This is a genomic window from Geobacillus sp. C56-T3 (assembly GCF_000092445.1).
GTDB classification, from domain to species: domain Bacteria; phylum Bacillota; class Bacilli; order Bacillales; family Anoxybacillaceae; genus Geobacillus; species Geobacillus thermoleovorans.
Map to the genome: position 1 here is coordinate 763507 of NC_014206.1, position 15254 is coordinate 778760.

14 protein-coding genes are annotated in these 15254 nt (G+C 55.1%); 13 read left to right on the forward strand and 1 reads right to left on the reverse strand.

Annotated elements, in window-relative coordinates; genetic code table 11:
- Positions 1-50 precede the first annotated feature (50 nt).
- From GC56T3_RS03940 to GC56T3_RS03995, 12 genes are all read left to right on the forward strand, one after another.
- Positions 51-842: an enoyl-CoA hydratase/isomerase family protein gene (locus tag GC56T3_RS03940; RefSeq protein WP_013144478.1), complete on the forward strand. Its 792-nt coding sequence runs from the start codon at positions 51-53 to the stop codon at positions 840-842.
- A 15-nt stretch (positions 843-857) separates the two neighbouring features.
- The gene (locus GC56T3_RS03945) at positions 858-1700 is read left to right on the forward strand and encodes an SDR family NAD(P)-dependent oxidoreductase (protein WP_011232252.1); all 843 of its coding nucleotides are present in this window, start codon (positions 858-860) and stop codon (positions 1698-1700) included.
- Between the two features lie 69 nt (positions 1701-1769).
- Complete coding sequence (locus GC56T3_RS03950; protein WP_013144479.1) at positions 1770-2912, forward strand: thiolase family protein; 1143 nt, start codon at positions 1770-1772, stop codon at positions 2910-2912.
- Positions 2913-2932: 20 nt separating this feature from the next.
- Positions 2933-4678 carry an AarF/ABC1/UbiB kinase family protein gene (locus GC56T3_RS03955; RefSeq protein WP_013144480.1) on the forward strand — a complete coding sequence of 582 codons (1746 nt, stop codon included), beginning with the start codon at positions 2933-2935 and terminating at the stop codon, positions 4676-4678.
- Between the two features lie 16 nt (positions 4679-4694).
- Complete coding sequence (locus tag GC56T3_RS03960; protein WP_011232249.1) at positions 4695-5021, forward strand: hypothetical protein; 327 nt, start codon at positions 4695-4697, stop codon at positions 5019-5021.
- Positions 5022-5048: 27 nt separating this feature from the next.
- The gene (locus GC56T3_RS03965; RefSeq protein WP_013144481.1) at positions 5049-6155 is read left to right on the forward strand and encodes a Zn-dependent alcohol dehydrogenase; all 1107 of its coding nucleotides are present in this window, start codon (positions 5049-5051) and stop codon (positions 6153-6155) included.
- Positions 6156-6209: 54 nt separating this feature from the next.
- Complete coding sequence (locus GC56T3_RS03970) at positions 6210-6638, forward strand: hypothetical protein (protein WP_013144482.1); 429 nt, start codon at positions 6210-6212, stop codon at positions 6636-6638.
- A gap of 116 nt (positions 6639-6754) precedes the next feature.
- Complete coding sequence (locus tag GC56T3_RS03975) at positions 6755-8245, forward strand: aldehyde dehydrogenase (protein ID WP_013144483.1); 1491 nt, start codon at positions 6755-6757, stop codon at positions 8243-8245.
- Positions 8246-8258: 13 nt separating this feature from the next.
- Positions 8259-9206, forward strand: coding sequence for a R2-like ligand-binding oxidase (locus GC56T3_RS03980; RefSeq protein ID WP_013144484.1), 948 nt, complete (start codon positions 8259-8261; stop codon positions 9204-9206).
- A 230-nt stretch (positions 9207-9436) separates the two neighbouring features.
- The gene (locus tag GC56T3_RS03985; protein ID WP_013144485.1) at positions 9437-10042 is read left to right on the forward strand and encodes a DUF6230 family protein; all 606 of its coding nucleotides are present in this window, start codon (positions 9437-9439) and stop codon (positions 10040-10042) included.
- A 273-nt stretch (positions 10043-10315) separates the two neighbouring features.
- Positions 10316-11458, forward strand: a complete 1143-nt coding sequence (locus tag GC56T3_RS03990; RefSeq protein WP_013144486.1) for a DUF6114 domain-containing protein — start codon at positions 10316-10318, stop codon at positions 11456-11458.
- An 83-nt stretch (positions 11459-11541) separates the two neighbouring features.
- Positions 11542-12690, forward strand: coding sequence for a hypothetical protein (locus GC56T3_RS03995; protein ID WP_013144487.1), 1149 nt, complete (start codon positions 11542-11544; stop codon positions 12688-12690).
- A gap of 89 nt (positions 12691-12779) precedes the next feature.
- On the opposite strand, the gene GC56T3_RS04000 is transcribed toward GC56T3_RS03995, so the two are convergent.
- Complete coding sequence (locus tag GC56T3_RS04000) at positions 12780-14282, reverse strand: response regulator transcription factor (protein WP_013144488.1); 1503 nt, start codon at positions 14280-14282, stop codon at positions 12780-12782.
- Between the two features lie 311 nt (positions 14283-14593).
- On the opposite strand from GC56T3_RS04000, the gene GC56T3_RS04005 reads away from it, so the two are divergent.
- The gene (locus tag GC56T3_RS04005; RefSeq protein ID WP_013144489.1) at positions 14594-15115 is read left to right on the forward strand and encodes a molybdenum cofactor biosynthesis protein B; all 522 of its coding nucleotides are present in this window, start codon (positions 14594-14596) and stop codon (positions 15113-15115) included.
- Positions 15116-15254 lie beyond the last annotated feature (139 nt).

Sequence of the window (15254 nt, forward strand, 5' to 3'; positions counted from 1 at the left end):
TGATCATTTGTGAAGTTTGCCGGTTCGATTGAACGAAAGGGGGAATTCCGATGCCTTATGAAACGTTGCGCATAGAGCGGCGAAACAAAGGAGTCGCTTGGGTGATGATCCACAACCCGCCGGCGAACGCCATTAGCGAGCGATTAATGGAAGAATTGGAGAAAGCGGCCGATGAATTGGAAGCCGACCGCGGAGTGCGCGTTGTCGTCATCGCGTCGGCCCATCCGAAAACGTTTCTCGCCGGCGCTGATTTAAAGGACATGATTCAGCGAGGAACCCAGTTTGCCGGCAATGAAGCGGGCATCGCCGAACAAAGCGCCCGCATGCAGCGCTGCTTCGACCGATTCGCGACGATGCCGAAGCCGGTCATCGCGGCCATCAACGGCTACGCGCTCGGCGGCGGTTGCGAATTGGCGCTGGCGTGCGATTTCCGCATCATGGGCGGCGGCAAGATCGGCCTGACGGAAGTCTCGCTCGGCCTGATCCCTGGCGCGGGCGGCACGCAGCGGCTGACGCGCCTCGTCGGGCGGGCGAAAGCGACGGAACTCATTTTTCTCGCCAGACGGCTTGACCCGCAAGAAGCGCTCGAACTCGGCCTCATTCATCGCGTCACGCCCCCGGAGCGGTTGGAAGAAGAGGCGTCGGCGTTTGCCGAGCAACTGTCAGAAGGGGCCGTGCGGGCGATGGGGCTCGCCAAGCGGGCCATCTATGCGGCCGAAGGGCTTCCAGAAGACGGATTTGGCATCGAAGCGGCGTCATTTGCGGCAACGTTTAAGACAGGAGAGCCGGCGATTGGGCTGGCGGCGTTTTTCCAAAAGAAACAACCGCAATTTTTACGTTAAACGGAGGGATCACCGATGTCGTCATGGGCGGAACTGCTGAAAGGAAAAGTGGCGGTCGTCACCGGCGCCTCACGCGGCCTCGGGCGCGCGGATGCCTTGGCGCTTGCCGAAGCGGGAGCGGATGTCGTCATTACCGATATTTTGCTCGAATCGGATGAAGAAAGCAAACAGACGGCGCAAAAATATGGGCCGCTCTCACAAGTGATGCAGAGTACAAAAGTGGTGTACGCCGAAAAGACAGCGGAAGACATTCGCGCCATGGGGCGGCGGGCGCTGGCTCTCAAAATGGACGTCACCGACCGCGAGCAAGTGAAAGAAGTGTTTGCCCGCGTCAAAGAAGAGTTTGGTTCCATTGATATTTTGGTCAACAACGCCGGCACGCTCGACCACGTTTCGCAAATCGAAAAGCAAAACGATGAGTTTTGGGAGCGCGATTTGCGGGTGAACCTGACCGGCACGTACAACTGTACAAAAGCGGTATGGCCGTATATGAAAGAGCAAGGATGGGGGCGGATCATCAACATGTCGTCCGTCGCCGGGACGCTTGGCGGCTTCGGCCAGGCGAGCTATTCGGCGACGAAAGGAGCGGTGCTGAGCTTTACGAAAAGCATGGCGCTTGAAGGGGCGCGCTACGGCATTACGGTGAACGCCATCGTCCCGGGCATCATCAACACAGAAGCGTTCCGCATGGGCAACCCGAAAATGAATGAGCGCATGATTCAGCGCACCGCGTTCCGCCGTCCGGGCGAGCCGGAAGATGTGGCCAACGCCATTGTGTTTCTTTGCTCGGATAAGGCGAAATACATCACTGGGATTGGCTTAAACGTCTCCGGCGGCATTGAATTGTTTACGTTTTGACGAAACGGACGCCGCGCTTCGGGGCGTGCTGAAGGAAGTTCGATGTTCAGACAGAAAAGGAGGAGCGGCATGAGGGAAGTGGTGATTGTTGACGCCGTGCGCACGGCGATCGGCAAGAAAAAAGGGGCGCTCTCAAGCGTCCATCCGGTCGATTTGCTTGTTCCGGTGCTGCGGGCGCTTGTCGACCGAAATGGGCTGGATGCCGGCCTGGTGGAAGATGTCATCGTCGGCTGTGTGACAATGACCGGAGAGCAAGGGGGCAACATCGCCCGCCAAGCGGTGCTCGCCGCCGGATTTCCGGTCGGAGTGCCGGCGTTTTCCTTAAACCGGATGTGCGGCTCGAGTCAGCAGGCCATCCATAACGCGGCGCAAGCGATTTTGGCTGGCGACATCGACATCGCCATCGCCGCCGGGGTCGAAAGCATGACGCGCGTTCCGATGGGAAGCGACATGGGGCGGTTCAGCCGCCAGCTGACAAGTCGGTACAACATCGTGCCGCAAGGGATTTCTGCGGAGATGATCGCGAAAAAATGGGGATTGTCGCGGGAAGAGCTTGATGCGTTTTCCTTGCAAAGCCATGAAAAAGCGGCGGCGGCAACCGACCGCGGGATGTTTGAGCGGGAGATTCTTCCGCTTGACGTGCCGGGAGAAGATGGCGCGGTGCGCTTTGCCCGCGATGAAGGGATTCGGCGCGACACCTCGCTCGAAAAGTTAGCAGCGTTAACGCCATCATTTCAGCCAAAAGGCGGTGTCATCACGGCCGGCAACTCAAGCCAAGTGAGCGACGGAGCGGCCGGCGTGCTGCTCATGTCGGCAGAAAAAGCCCGGCAGCTCGGTTTGCGACCGAGAGCCCGCATCGTCGCCCGCGCGGTCGTCGGAGAAGATCCGGTCATGATGCTCACCGGCATTATTCCCGCGACGAGAAGCGTTTTGCAAAAGGCCGGTTTGCGCCTCGATCAGATGGATGCGATCGAGGTCAATGAAGCGTTCGCTTCCGTCGTCAAGGCGTGGGAGCGGGAACTCGAACCGAACATGGCGAAAGTGAATCCGCGCGGCGGGGCGATTGCCCTTGGCCATCCACTCGGCGCGAGCGGCGCCCGGCTGATGACGACGCTGCTCCATGAGCTTGAGGACATGGACGGGACATACGGATTGCAAGTGATGTGCATCGGCTTTGGCATGGCAACCGCCACGATCATCGAGCGGCTGTAAGCAGAAAGGAGGGAAGCGGGTTGCACGCATCACTCGAAACGGCCAAGCCAAAACCGGCGCGCGACTTTGCGGCCATTGGCGCTGCCATTGAAGAGGAGCTGGCCGCCATTACGGCGGGAAAACGACGGCGGAAAATCATCGCTGTGCTTGTCAAAAACGGGCTCGGCATGGTGCTGGGCGACGCCATCGCCCATAAGCTGCGGGGAAAGGGAGGGGACAACGACTATTGGCGCCATGTCGGCCGAAGGCTGCGCCTGGCGTTTGAGGAGCTCGGCCCGACGTTCATCAAGCTCGGGCAAGTGCTTGTCACAAGGCAAGATTTATTGCCAGAGCCGATTACGCTTGAGCTGGAGAAATTGCTTGACCGGGTGCCGCCGATCGAGTTTGCCAAAATTCAATACATTCTCGAACGCGAGCTGTCCGACGGCCTCGAGACGTTTGAGTGGATCGACGAAACGCCGCTCGGTTCAGCGTCGCTTGCCCAAGTATACAAAGCGAAGCTGAAAGATGGTCCGGTCGTCGCCGTGAAAGTGGTGCGCCCGACGGTCGAAAAGCTGTTTCAAACCGATATCGCCATTATCAAAAAAATGGCCGCCCGCTTACAGAAGCGGCTGCCGCCCGAGCTGCAGGCCGCTTTGGATCTTGGAGGGCTCGTGCAAGATTATTACAGCAGCGCCATGGATGAGCTCGACATGACGGAAGAAGCAAGAAAAATGCAAGAAATGAAGCAAAAGTACGAAAGGAGGGCTGAACATGTCACGGTTCCGCACGTGTACGACGCGACGAAAAGCGTCCTAATTATGGAATATATCGACGGCTGGCTCATTAAAGACTTCCCTGTCGATTTTCTCACCTTCGAAGAGCGGGTCAACATTATGATTGACCTTGTCCATCATTACGTGCAAACGATGCTCGACGGCCATTACCACGCCGATGCCCACGGTTCCAACATTATGATCGACAAGCGGACGAAAAAGGCGGTCATCATCGACTGGGGGATGACCGGGCGGATGGACAGCGTGATGGCGCAAATTTTAATGCGCGTCATTTTGCACATCCAGCTCAACCAGGCGGAAGACGCCGCCGAAGTGTTTATGGAACTGATGTCGCCCACCATTTACACCGATGTTGTCAAATTGAAAGATGAACTGCGGACGTTGACGTTAAACTATGTGTCCGCCCATCAAGGGAGCAGCCGCTACAACTACGGCCGCCTCGTCCTTGAAGCGACGGCGATCGGGCTCCGCAACTACTGCAAAGTCCCGAACGGCTTGGCGCTTTGGGCGAAAGGATTTTCCGCCACCGAAGGGACGGCGCGCTGGATTTGCCCGGAAATTTCGTACGGCGAAGTCGTTGAGGCGTATGAAATTCCGATTTTAAAAAGCATCCTCGGAAAGCGCTTTAATTTTCGCGCCAACGCGAGTCTTGTCGCTGAAACGGCGGAAATGATCGCCACCTTCCCGCGCCGGTTCAACAAAGTGTTGGAGACGATGGCCGAAAACAAATGGCGCATGACCGTGCAAGTCCAAACCGACCCGGTGACGCGCAATACGCTCAATCAAATCGCCAACCGGCTGGCGCTTTCCATCATCGCGTTTGCCATCATTATGGCCACCGGGTTTATTGTCGCCAGCATCCCGGGCGGAACGTTTCTCGGCATGGAGAAAACGACGATCGCCAACATCGGGTTGGCCGCTTCTGTCATTTTGGTCGTTTTCCTTGGCTGGCGGCTGTTCCGGACGCGCAAACAGCGGCCGCGATTTTAAAGAGGGAGGAAGGAACATGCGCGAGGAACAAGAAGAGCTGACGATGTCAAAGCGCATCGAGGCGTTTTACCGGCAAAGCGGCGGGCCGGGAAGCCCGACGATCCGACGGTTGCTCGATAAGCATTTGCTGTATGGGAAAGACCACGGCCTGCCGGGGAAAAAGGAAGAGTTTGAGGATGTCATCCGCGATGTGTTTTTGCAAGACCATTCGACCCGGCCGCTCGTCATCGGCCTTTTCAAGCTGAAAGAAACGCTCAAGCAGGAATGGGACGCCTATTTGGATGCATTGCGGGGCCGCGGCATCCGTGAAGAGGAAGCGGATATGGCCGGCAAGCGGGCGTAATGGGCGGATGGAAAAGGAGGGAACGACATGGCAAAAGCCGCAGTATTGCACCGCTACGGGGAGCCGATGTCAATCGAAGAACTGGATTTGGCAAGCCCCAAGAGCGGGGAAGTCAAAGTGAAAATGAAAGCGGCGGGCCTTTGCCATAGCGATTGGCATGTGGTTCAAGGGCAATTGCCGCTCCCGCTTCCCATTGTGCTCGGCCACGAAGGAGCGGGCATTGTCGAGGAAGTCGGGGAAGGGGTGACAAGTGTCAAACAAGGCGACCATGTGGTGCTCAATTGGGTGCCGTCATGCGGGACGTGCAGCTACTGCCGCACCGGGCGGCCCGATATGTGCGAGGAGGCGGCTCGACTGACGGCGACCGGCACGCTGCCGGATGGGACGACGCGCTTTTCGCTGCGTGGGAAACCCGTCTATCAATTTTTAACCGCCGGAGCGTTCAGCGAGTACACCGTCGTGCCGGAACAGGCAGCCATCCCGATTCGCCGCGATGTGCCGTTTGAGTTGGCGGCATTGATCAGCTGCAGCGTCATGACCGGGGTGGGAGCGGTCATTCATACAGCGCAAGTGCGCCCGGGCAGCACAGTCGCTGTGATTGGCGCCGGCGGCGTCGGATTCAATATCATTCAAGGAGCCGCGTTAGCGGGGGCGAAACAAGTTATTGCCATTGATGTCGTCGATGAAAAATTGGCGATGACGAAAACGTTCGGGGCGACGCACACCGTAAACGCCCGCGAGGACGATGCCGTCAGCGCCGTGCTCGACTTGACCGACGGCATCGGCGTCGACTATGCGTTTGAAGCGATCGGCCGCCCGGAGACGATGGCCGACGCGTACAACATGACAAGAAAAGCGGGAACGACGGTCATCGTCGGCATCGCCGCGCCGCATGAAACGGTGGAGATCAACGCCTTTTCGCTGCCGTCCCAATCCAAAACGTTGACCGGTTCGTGGCTTGGCCAAGGCAATCCGCCGGTTGACTACCCGAAGTTGCTTGATTTGTACGCGGCGGGCAAGCTGAAGCTCGAACCGCTCATCAGCGCCGTCTATTCGCTCGACCAAATCAACGACGGATTCGCCGCCCTAAAGAGCGGGCAAAACATTCGCGGCATCATCCGCTTTGATGAATAAAAAAGAGGGCCGCAGCGCCTTGGTCCATCGATGCTTAGAGGGAGGGGGATATGCATGCCGGTGTTTCAAAGCGAGCAGGAAGTATACGACGTTCTCGGCCGCTTTTTTGAACGCGTGGCCGAAACGGAAGAGTCAAAAGAATTGATTGCGGCGACGGAGCTAGGACCTGGATATGACGCGTTTGTCCAATACATTTTCCATAAGCCGGAAGCGAAAATTACATGGGCGCAGGAAAACGGGAAATTGAAAATTGTCTGCGGCGAAACAGCGCTGCACCCGGAGCTCATTTTTGAGCAGACGGCTGATGTGGGGCATAAATTTTGGCTCGGCAAGCTTGATTTGCAGCAGGCGCTCGCCCGCCAGCAAATCAAAGTGCAAGGGCCGCTTGTGAACGCCTTGAAAGTATTGCCGCAGCTTGACGCCATTTACCCGGCGTACCGCGAATATTTGCAGGAAATCGGGCGGAGCGACTTGTTGCCATAGCAGGCGAGCTTGGGAATGCATGGCGGGATGTCGCCAGGGGCGCTGTAAGCACTTGAAAACGCGCTGTCTCCATCGGCTTTGCGCCCGATATAGCGGTTGGGAAAGGAGAAACGACGATGATTTCTATGAAAACAACAGAAGCTGGTTTATGGATTGGCGGCGAATGGAGGCCGGCGGCGGATGGCGCGATGTTTGACGTCATCGACCCGGCGACAGGCCAAGTGACGGCCCGTGTGGCCAACGCCGGGGAAAAAGATGTCGACGCGGCGGTCGCCATCGCCGAAGAGGCGTTTTCGGACCGGCGTTGGCTGTCGATTCCGCCGCTCGAGCGCGGGCGCATCTTGCGGCGCATCGCCGAACTGATCCGCCAGCATCATTACGAGCTGGCGCAGCTCATGACGCGGGAAAACGGCATGCCGATCAATCTAGCGTTGTTTATTGAAATTCCGCTTGCCGCCGACTGCTTCGACTTTTTCGCCTCGCTCGTCGTCAAGCCGCAAGGGGAGGTGCTGCCGTTTTCCGTCGCCGGCTCGGCGCCGGATTATATGGCGTGGACGATGAAGGAGCCGATCGGGGTGGCTGGGCTCATCACCCCGTGGAACTTTCCGCTTTTGATGCCGACGTGGAAAATCGCCCCAGCGCTGGCGGCGGGCTGTACGATGGTGTTAAAACCGGCGCCGGAAACGCCGCTGACGGCGTTGAAGCTTGCTGAGATTTGCCATGAGGCCGGCGTGCCGGAAGGCGTCGTCAACGTCCTGCCTGGACTCGATGAGGCCGGAAAAGCGCTCGTCAGCCACCCTGGCGTGCCGAAAATCGCGTTTACCGGCGAGACGGAAACCGGGCGCCACATCTTGCAAGCGGCCGCTCCCCACATTAAGCGGGTGACGCTCGAGCTTGGCGGGAAGTCGCCGAATATCATCTTTGCGGACGCGGATCTTGAACAGGCGGCGAAAAGCGCGCTGTTTGGCGTGTTCTACAATTCAGGGCAAGTGTGCCAAGCGGGAAGCCGCATTTTAGTCGAACGGCCGGTTTACGAAACGTTTGTCGAGCTGTTGGCCAGCAAAGCGAAAAAGCTGAAAGTCGGGCCCGGCACGGATGCGCGCAGCGACCTTGGCCCCGTCATCAGCCGGGAGCAATACGAGAAAGTATTGCGCTACATTGACATCGGCAAGCAGGAAGGGGCGAAGCTCGTTGCGGGAGGGAGCGCTTTAGATGGGCTTGGCGGCGGCTATTTCATTGAACCGACCGTCTTTGCCGATGTATCGCCATCGATGTGCATCGCCCGTGAAGAAATTTTCGGGCCGGTCGCCGCTGTCATTCCGTTTCAAGATGAAGAGGAAGCCGCCTCCATTGCCAACGATACGATTTACGGCTTGGCGGCGGCGGTTTGGACGAATGACATCAAACGGGCGCTCCGCTTAGCGCGGCGGGTGAAAAGCGGAACCGTGTGGATCAACACGTACCAAGTGCTGTCGCCGACTGCGCCGTTTGGCGGTTATAAGCAGAGCGGCCTCGGCCGCGAGCTCGGGATGCAGGCGCTTGAAGCGTATTTAGAAACGAAAACGGTCATTTGCGATATGAACGACCGGCCGATGACATTGTTTTAAGGAGGGGAATCCGATGGTCCACCATAACGGATTTCATAAGGAGGGGAAAACGATGGTTCACCATGACGGATTTCAAACGGTGAAAGGAACGATCGATTGGGAGCATCCGATGTACAAATTGTATGAAAAAGCAAAGCGGAACGGGAAATGGAACCCGGCGGACATCGATTTCAGCCAAGACAAAGAAGATTTCGCCCGTTTGACAAGCGAAGAAAAGATCGCGGCGTTGCCGCTCGTTGCCGGCTTTTCCGCTGGCGAGGAGGCCGTGACGCTCGATATTTTGCCGATGACCAACGCCCTCGCGCGCCAAGGGCGGCTCGAAGATGTGATGTTTTTGACGACGTTTATGCATGATGAAGCGAAACATGTCGAGATGTTTTCCCGCTGGCAGCAGGAAGTCGGCATCGGGGCCATGGACTTGTCCGTCTTCCATAACGACCATTATAAACGCATTTTTTACGAAGCGCTGCCGGAAGCGATGAACCGGCTGTACACCGACGACTCGCCGGAAGCAGTCATCCGCGCCGCCACGGTATACAACATGATCGTCGAAGGGACGCTCGCCGAATCGGGCTATTACACGTTCCGGCAAATTTACAAAAAAGCCGGGCTGTTCCCTGGCCTTTTGCAAGGCATCGACTATTTGAACATGGACGAAGGCCGCCATATCCAATTCGGCCTTTATACGATCCAGCGGCTCGTCAATGAAAATGAGCGGTATTACGACTTGTTCATCCAATATATGGACGAATTATGGCCGCATGTCGTCGGCTACGTCGCCTATTTGACCGAGCTCGGAAAGCGCCAGCAGCAGCTCGCCCGCACATATGCGCTCGAGATCGACTACGACATGCTGAACAACTATGTCGTCAAACAGTTCAACATCCGCAAAAAACAAATCAGCCGGGCGAAGCGGGTTGACAGCATCGAAGAGCTTGAAAAAACAGTTGCTGAATCATAGAGTGGACGGGCGGGTTGGTCCGCCCGCCTGACCCTAAAAGCAGAGGAAAACGGATCTGCGCCAGCATCCTTTGGGGGTTGGCGGAAAAACAACAGCAAAGAGGCGCGCGATGCGTGCGGCGTGTCAGGAAAATTCGCTTGAGTTGTGGCTGGTTTTGAAGAAAAACAAGGTGTTTATTTTGGGGGGAATAGGAATGAATCCAAGTTTGTCACACAAAGGGGGCATAAAAAATGGGAAGCTTGTTTGCGGTCAATCCAAAACGATTCGTTATTGCGGGCGGAGCGGGATTTCTCGCGGTAATCGCCCTAGTTGCCATGTTGCTTTTGTCAGGGACGGCGTTTGCCGCGTTTCCGCTGTCAGGAGTCGGGGGATTTACAATTAGTGCAGATAAAATTACGGGCACTGGGTTTAAACTGTACCCCGCCATCGGTGAAACCGAACAAAGAGGGGCTTGGGGACAGGCCGCCATCGACTTGGCATCGGCGAACATTACCAACTTGGTGCTGACGAAAAACATTAACACCGAATCGGCGCTCGGCGCTTACGGCATTAAAAGCATTGATGTTGTCGTCACGGGCGGCAATGTGAGCGGGCAAAATTTAAAACTGCGCGTCACTGGCATTCAAGCGGACAGCACGTCATTTGCCGGCTTGGAGACGCAAGAGCATAAAACCGACAACCCGCTCAATGTCATCGATTTGAGCGCACCGAACTTGACTCTTGATAAGCCGAGTTTGAACACGCATTACATGTCAGCAGGGGCGATCACCATTCCAAACATGAAGTTGAAAGTGATAGCCAACATGAAAGACGGCAGCCGTGTCGGCGATTTTTAATCCGGTCTGATCCATCGCTTGGATGGGGCGGTCCATCTCCTATTCCTCCCAAAATGAGCTTGTTATCTTGTTCCGTGCGTCATGATTGATTTCGGTATAAGGATTGCACTGTTTCTTTTCAGACAAAACCGTTTTCTTCTTCCTTCATCGTATAGATAGGCTGCATCACGTTGATCAAAAAGGATGGAAAAAAAGAGAACGCAGAGTGTTCAACTTGTTCTCCATCGTCATTCGCTAAAGGAAAAATGAAAACGGATAAAGGGGGGCTGGACAATGAGAAAGGGGTTCGAGATGATGCAAATAGCGGTCATTGGTGCGCTGACGGGCGCGTTTATCGGCGGAATCGCGCTCCAGGGGGGAGCGGGCGGAGCGGTGTGGGGCGGATCAGTGCTGGCGGTCGTTCTCGCGGCCGTTGTCTGGCCGCTTCTCGAACGTCCAACCGCTTTGATGCGGCTGAAATATGGAACCGCTGCTTTTCTGCCCGGGCTGCTTGTTGGAGGAAGCCAGTGGGTGTCGTTTGGGGTTGTCGGCGCGGCGGTCGGAGGGATGGCGAGCAGCGCTCTGGCGGCTTTTTTCGCTCCTCGCATTATCATTCGCCAAGAAGAACAAGGACGCTATATTCGCACACGTTTCCATTATGTCTGGATGTTTTTCGGTGCCTCCATGGCAACATTTTTCGCTTTGAACGTTCTTTTTGCTGCTGAACGGGCGGCACCGTGGCAAACATGGGCGGGCTCCATTTCTATGGCCGTTCAGTCATCCATCGTTCTTGCTCTCGTGTTGCTCGGATACGTCATTTGCATCAGCTGGAAAAAGAGAAAGACCGAAACATGGAAGCAAGCGCGGGCATCTGCTCGCCGCATGGGGAGAGGGTTGCTTGCAGGGGGAATGGTGGTCATCGGCGCCGCTTCGTTGTTCCATTACGGTTTTTTATCTGTTCACACCGCCTCCCGCGTTGTCGGCCCTCTGTTGTCGTATATCTTGGGTTGGTTGTTGCCGTATGCTGTTGGATGGTTGCTGGCCGCCAACCGCCATCGCCCCGTGCTGGGGTCTATGTTGGCGATCATTGGCGCGATATTCGTCTTGATTGTCGGCATCAGCGTGCTTCCGATGCTGCTGCTTCCTGGAAGCGGACTGATGTGGGCTGGGGTGGTGACGGGGCTAGTAATGATCGTTTTGGCCATTTTAAGCATCATCAAGCCGCAAAGTCACGTAACAATCGGCAGTTTTCTCATTGTTGCTTCCATTCTTTCTTTCGTTGGCGCCGCAGGAGGCTTGATCATCGGAGGGATCATCGGGCTTTTGGGAGGGGCGCTTGTCGTCGGATGGAGCGGTGAGCAGGCCAAAAAATCGAGCCGTGATTCATCTCCTCCCACCTCTCCTCTCCCGCCGCATTCGTCCATGATGACAGGATAAAGAAAAGTATAAGGGAATTTGTCGAAAAATAGTTTTTCGACACCCCTAAGAGGTCGAAAATCTTTTTTAGAGGGAGGAAGCAAATGGGATCCATCAAAGGACTGAAAATGTTGCTTCTTGCTTTGACGCTTCTTCTCTGTCTGCCGCTTGGCGGGGGGCGCTCACTTGCCGCTGGGGAAGAACAAGGATTTGTCATTCATGCTGACAAAGTGGTCGGCATCTTCGATTTAGGCGGGATTATCCTTGGTTCGCCGAAAGTAATCGTCGGCAAGCTTCCGATCGCTTTCATTCAAGCTGACATCAGCGGCTTGTCAATGGAACGGGTCGTCGACACGCCGCAAGGGACAATCGTGTTGTCGATTCGAGCGGGAGAAACGGCGAGCGCCACCTGGATGAAGCTTGATGTGACGAAATTGAAGTTCGGAGGGCTTTGTTTGGATGGATTTCCGGTTAAGCAATGTTTGAAAGACGTCACATTGGTGGCGACGAAAATGACGGCTTCCCGCCTCTCCATTCCCGGCATGTCGCTGTCAGCCTCATTTTCCGGAGCATCTCGGATGCAAGCGGAGCAAAAGGCACTTGAACAAACGGATCTCGCCCAAGAAGCTGAACGGCTCATCTGGCAGCTTGATGAGCAAAAGCAAGGCGACAACAGCGCTGCTCGCATGGTGGAGACGATGCAAGCTAATGTTCGGGCGCTTGAGAAGCGCATAAAAGACAGAACGGACGAATGGGCAGTGCTTGTGGAAAAACAAAGCACCGTTTCGGCTTCCCTCAAACAGCTTGAGCAAGCCATGTCGGGCGGTCAAACAGCTGAAGGAAAAGAGCAGACGAAATATGAAGAAGTACTGATGCACTTTCGCGATTGGAAACAAATGCTTGATCAACAAAGGGTCGCCCTTAGTCAAGACATAGAGAAATGGAATGAACAAGATGCTTTATGGAAGAAAACGGCTTCTTATGTAGCAGAAAAGTTAAACCTCGGCGAACGATCGGAAGCGATGGATCTTCTGTCGGATTTGCGTTCATCGCTTGATGGCATCAAGCGGCGGCTTGATGAGCAGGAGAAGGATGAAGAGGTTTGGAGTCAAATAGTGCACGATTTGGAAGGGAGACTGGATGCGGTGGCTGAATGGTTGAAGCGAAAACCGGATGATGGAGGAAATAGTGCGGAAGAACGTTTCCGACCGCCGCTTTCTTCATCAGGAACAGACGGGGAAGCCACCCCATAAAGACATAGAAATCGAGAGGGCAAGGGGGTTGAGGCCTTGCCCTCCCGGTGTGAAATGATTCCCTCGAGAAGCGCATATCCGGCGATTCGTTAAATGATTCCGTCGCGAATCGCCTTGACGATCGCTTCCGTCCGGTTTTTGGCGTTCATTTTTTGCAAAATGGCCGAAACATAATCGCGCACCGTGTACTCGCTCAAATGAAGCCGTCTCGCTGCCTCATACGTCGACGCTCCTTCGGCAACGAGCTTCAGCACCTCAATTTCTCTCGGTGATAAATGCGGCATTGGCTGAACGAGATCGGAACGCCCTCCGTTGCATTTGGACAAAATCTCCCCCGCGCTTTGTCCGAATTTCATCACCGCTGTGTAGAGGTCATTGGACAATTGAAAGGACGTCTTTGGGCCGCAATCCAAAATGGCGGCGCCGATGAGACGATTTTCCGAAGGCGCGTAAATGGGAGCGATGACAATCGATTCAAGTTGAAACTGCTTCACATACTTCATCGGCAATCCTTGCGCTGCATGGCGGACATAAATCGGCGGCACGTTTGTCATCTGGCGGCCAAGCAGCTGTAGCCGCTGAATGTATTGCTTAATGAATGGAAGGCTATCAATGTGTTCATGAATGCTTTTGATTTCATGATTGTTCAGTTGATAACCGTACAGTCCGAATCCGCTTTCATGAGTGCTCGAATAGGCGAACAGTGCACATCGTTCAAACGGCAAGTAGGTGACAAATCCGGTTGAAATGTATTCAATCGCTTGGTGGAGCGATTTGGCCCGCATAATCCATTGGTCAAACAGCAAGACGGCGTCTTTCCAAAGATGTTGCTCTCTCGTGCGAATGGAGACCTTCTGGGCGGCTTGAAACTGTTCGAAGGCGTGAAGAAGAAATGGGATGATGAGCCGTTCTTCTCCTTCGGCGCAAACGAGCAAAAGATCGCTCCCCCACGGAAGTGGAATCAACTGTTTTCCGCTGGCATCCATGCGGGAAAGAATGTGTTCACATAAAACGAAAATCGTTTCCCCGTACATGCTGCTGTCTGTGAGTGCATCACCCGCATTTCCATACCATTTGGCGACGACGAACCCACCGTCCGCTGTTCTGGACAGCTGGGCGATCCATATGATCGGCAACTGTTTGGATGAAACGATTTGCCCAAGAAACTGCTCCAAATCGAATGACGAGCAGTCAGAAGCATTGACGGACTCATGAAGCCTCGAAAAGACGTATTGAACAGCTTGATGGACGCGAAATTCCACAACGCCAGCCGATTGGATGGTTTCGTGAACCACGTTTTCCATCATTGACAAGATGGCGGTGGACTGGTTGGGCGACAGCTCCCCGTTTCGTTTTTCCCATTCGCGTTGAAACGACGCCAGCCATTCGGCGATATCCTTCACTGGGCCAAGCCATTGCGAAGAGAACGTGTCAATGGCAAGCCGCAAAGGCTGAGCGGCGGCGTGCTGCTTGTCCTCCAGTTCGCCGCATTTGTCCAGCCAAGCGGATAAAATGTCGTCGCGGTGTTGGCGAATCGTCTCCCATCCTTCTTTCAAAATGGCGTCCAATTGGCTTGACAAGCGCAAGTTCATTCGTTTTCCCTCCTTATGTTTCTTGACTTGTTTTTTGTTCCAAAAAATAAAATCGCTTTCGTTTTGTCCGGCGGTCTTTCCATAAAAACGGGCATCTTGAGCGACGGATATTTGTCAAGGTCGGGAGAGAAAAACGAGTCCAAAGGTTTTGAGAACAAGAGCAACCGACTGTGGAACGGCCTTTTATCGTCGTGGTAATATAATTAATAATATTATAACAATTCTGTTTATTATGATACAAATGATTTGCGAACCGTATTTCAGTTGTGTACGATAGAGACAAAAAATAAAGAAAGGGGGATCGTGAACCGATGAGCACAAGCGAACATAAACAAGAAGCCCCCAAAACCGTCCGCTGCAAAGTCATCACCATCAGCGACACAAGAACCGAGGAAACCGACCGAAGCGGCCGGTTGATGATCGAGCTGCTCACGGAAGCCGGGCATGAGGTCGTCGGCTATGAGATCGTCAAAGACGAAGCGGACGCCATTCGCGAGGCAGTGCTTGACGGCTGCCGCCGCGCCGATGTCGATGCGGTGCTCACGAACGGCGGCACCGGCATCGCCAAGCGCGACGTGACGATCGAAACGGTGAAAGCGCTGCTTGAGAAAGAACTCGTCGGCTTTGGCGAGCTGTTCCGCTTCTTGAGCTACACCGAAGACATCGGCCCGGCCGCCATGCTGTCGCGCGCCGTCGCCGGCGTGGCGATGGACACCGCCGTCTTTTGCACTCCCGGCTCCACCGGCGCTGTGCGCCTCGCGATGACGAAGCTCATTTTGCCGGAGTTGGGGCATGTCGTGAGGGAGATTCGAAAGGATAGGGCGCCGCGTTGACGAAAAGAGAACATAAGCGAAAAAGGGGCTGACCCAAAAGGGTCATTTTCCTTAACAAAACACAACATATTGTTTCTTAATGATTGTTTTATACCTATATACGGTAATAAGAAAGGGTGTCCCGATCCTTTTGGGACAC

What these genes read in the sequence shown, in the direction of transcription:
- GC56T3_RS03975 (WP_013144483.1), top strand. Translation starts at nt 6,755, where the DNA reads ATGATTTCTATGAAAACAACAGAAGCTGGTTTATGGATTGGCGGCGAA.
- GC56T3_RS03940 (WP_013144478.1), top strand. Translation starts at nt 51, where the DNA reads ATGCCTTATGAAACGTTGCGCATAGAGCGGCGAAACAAAGGAGTCGCT.
- GC56T3_RS04005 (WP_013144489.1), top strand. Translation starts at nt 14,594, where the DNA reads ATGAGCACAAGCGAACATAAACAAGAAGCCCCCAAAACCGTCCGCTGC.
- GC56T3_RS03950 (WP_013144479.1), top strand. Translation starts at nt 1,770, where the DNA reads ATGAGGGAAGTGGTGATTGTTGACGCCGTGCGCACGGCGATCGGCAAG.
- GC56T3_RS04000 (WP_013144488.1), bottom strand. Translation starts at nt 14,282, where the DNA reads ATGAACTTGCGCTTGTCAAGCCAATTGGACGCCATTTTGAAAGAAGGA.
- GC56T3_RS03960 (WP_011232249.1), top strand. Translation starts at nt 4,695, where the DNA reads ATGCGCGAGGAACAAGAAGAGCTGACGATGTCAAAGCGCATCGAGGCG.
- GC56T3_RS03970 (WP_013144482.1), top strand. Translation starts at nt 6,210, where the DNA reads ATGCCGGTGTTTCAAAGCGAGCAGGAAGTATACGACGTTCTCGGCCGC.
- GC56T3_RS03980 (WP_013144484.1), top strand. Translation starts at nt 8,259, where the DNA reads ATGGTCCACCATAACGGATTTCATAAGGAGGGGAAAACGATGGTTCAC.
- GC56T3_RS03965 (WP_013144481.1), top strand. Translation starts at nt 5,049, where the DNA reads ATGGCAAAAGCCGCAGTATTGCACCGCTACGGGGAGCCGATGTCAATC.
- GC56T3_RS03995 (WP_013144487.1), top strand. Translation starts at nt 11,542, where the DNA reads ATGGGATCCATCAAAGGACTGAAAATGTTGCTTCTTGCTTTGACGCTT.
- GC56T3_RS03985 (WP_013144485.1), top strand. Translation starts at nt 9,437, where the DNA reads ATGGGAAGCTTGTTTGCGGTCAATCCAAAACGATTCGTTATTGCGGGC.
- GC56T3_RS03990 (WP_013144486.1), top strand. Translation starts at nt 10,316, where the DNA reads ATGAGAAAGGGGTTCGAGATGATGCAAATAGCGGTCATTGGTGCGCTG.
- GC56T3_RS03945 (WP_011232252.1), top strand. Translation starts at nt 858, where the DNA reads ATGTCGTCATGGGCGGAACTGCTGAAAGGAAAAGTGGCGGTCGTCACC.